The organism is Pseudomonas sp. NPDC089554 (genome assembly GCF_050280645.1).
Taxonomy (GTDB): Bacteria; Pseudomonadota; Gammaproteobacteria; order Pseudomonadales; family Pseudomonadaceae; genus Aquipseudomonas.
Map to the genome: position 1 here is coordinate 1 of NZ_JBNNVR010000191.1, position 2,010 is coordinate 2,010.

Below are 2,010 nucleotides of genomic sequence, written 5' to 3' on the forward strand. Positions count from 1 at the left end.
TACCCGTCGTCGGTACTGATGAACGCCATCCCGGCCAAGGTGGCTGGCGTCGGCGAGGTCGTGATGGTAGTGCCGACCCCGCGTGGCGAGATCAACGAGCTGGTATTGGCCGCCGCCTGTATCGCCGGTGTCGACCGGGTGTTCACCATCGGTGGCGCCCAGGCCGTCGCGGCCCTGGCCTATGGCACCGAGAGCGTGCCGCAGGTGGACAAGATCGTCGGCCCGGGCAACATCTACGTGGCCACTGCCAAGCGCCATGTGTTCGGCCAGGTCGGCATCGACATGATCGCCGGCCCCTCGGAGATCCTGGTGGTGTGCGATGGCCAGACCGACCCGGACTGGATCGCCATGGACCTGTTCTCTCAGGCCGAGCACGACGAAGACGCCCAGGCCATCCTGGTCAGCCCGGATGCCGAGTTCCTCGACCGCGTCGCCGCCAGCATCGACAAGCTGATGCCGACCATGGAGCGCGCCGAGATCATCGAGAAGTCCATCAATGGCCGTGGCGCGCTGATCCAGGTGCGCGACATGCAGCAGGCCATCGAAGTGGCCAACCGCATCGCCCCGGAACACCTCGAACTGTCGGTGGCCGACCCCCAGGCGTGGCTGCCGCACATCCGTCACGCCGGCGCGATCTTCATGGGCCGCCACACCAGCGAAGCGCTGGGCGACTACTGCGCCGGCCCCAACCATGTGCTGCCGACTTCCGGCACCGCGCGTTTCTCTTCGCCCCTGGGCGTGTATGACTTCCAGAAGCGTTCGTCGATCATCTTCTGCTCCGAGCAGGGGGCTTCCGAGCTTGGCCAGACCGCGTCGGTACTGGCCCGTGGCGAATCGCTGACGGCCCACGCCCGCAGCGCCGAATACCGTATCATCACCGAGAACAAGGGGAACTGAGCATGAGTCGATTCTGGAGCCCCTTCGTCAAGGACCTGGTGCCTTACGTGCCGGGCGAGCAACCCAAGCTGGCCCGCCTGGTCAAGCTCAACACCAACGAGAACCCCTATGGTCCGTCGCCCAAGGCGCTGGAGGCCATGCGTGGCGAGTTGAACGATAACCTGCGCCTGTACCCGGACCCAAACGGCGACCGCCTCAAGCAAGCGGTCGCCGACTACTACGGCGTCCAGCCACAGCAGGTATTCGTTGGCAACGGCTCGGACGAGGTACTGGCGCACATCTTCCACGGCCTGTTCCAGCACGACAAAGGCCCGCTGCTGTTCCCGGACATCAGCTACAGCTTCTACCCGGTGTATTGCGGCCTGTATGGCATTCCCTTCGAGCCTGTGGCGCTGGACGAGCAGTTCCAGATCCGCGTCGAGGACTACGCCAAGCCCAATGCCGGCATCATCTTCCCCAACCCCAATGCGCCTACGGGCTGCCTGTTGCCGCTCGAAGCCATCGAGCGTCTGCTGCAAGCCAACCGCGACTCGGTGGTGGTGGTGGATGAGGCCTACATCGACTTCGGCGGCGAAACTGCCATCAGCCTGGTCGACCGCTACGACAACCTGCTGGTGACCCAGACCCTGTCCAAGTCGCGCTCCCTGGCGGGCTTGCGGGTTGGTTTGGCGGTAGGTCACCCGGACCTGATCGAGGCACTGGAGCGGATCAAGAACAGCTTCAACTCCTACCCGCTGGATCGTATGGCGATTGCTGGTGCGGCGGCGGCGTTCGAAGACCGTGAGTACTTCGAGCACACCTGCCGCACCGTGATTGACAGCCGCGAGGCGTTGGTCGAGCAACTGGTAGCGCGTGGTTTCGAGGTATTGCCGTCGGCGGCGAACTTCATCTTTGCCCGTCACCCGCAGCAGGATGCCGGTGAGCTGGCTGCGAAGCTGCGTGAGCAGGGTGTGATCGTGCGGCACTTCAAACAGGTGCGTATCGCGCAGTTCCTGCGGATCACGGTCGGTACGCCGGAAATGAACCAAGCGCTGATCGATGCGTTGAACTGATACATCGCGGCGTACCATCGCGGGGCAAGCCCGCTCCCACAGGTACAGCACTGAATTCAAG

General features: G+C 64.1%; 2 protein-coding genes. Both read left to right on the forward strand.

The genetic code is table 11. From position 1 onward, the window contains the following. Window positions 1-897 (forward strand): histidinol dehydrogenase (gene hisD / locus ACQKPE_RS26390; RefSeq protein ID WP_427669634.1); only part of this gene is annotated, 897 nt, incomplete at its 5' end. A 2-nt stretch (window positions 898-899) separates the two neighbouring features. Then, window positions 900-1,949 carry a histidinol-phosphate transaminase gene (gene hisC, locus ACQKPE_RS26395; protein WP_427669635.1) on the forward strand — a complete coding sequence of 350 codons (1,050 nt, stop codon included), beginning with the start codon at window positions 900-902 and terminating at the stop codon, window positions 1,947-1,949. Window positions 1,950-2,010 lie beyond the last annotated feature (61 nt).

Bases quoted from the DNA above. Each gene is read 5' to 3' on its own strand.
- hisC (WP_427669635.1), top strand. From the start codon at position 900: ATGAGTCGATTCTGGAGCCCCTTCGTCAAGGACCTGGTGCCTTACGTG.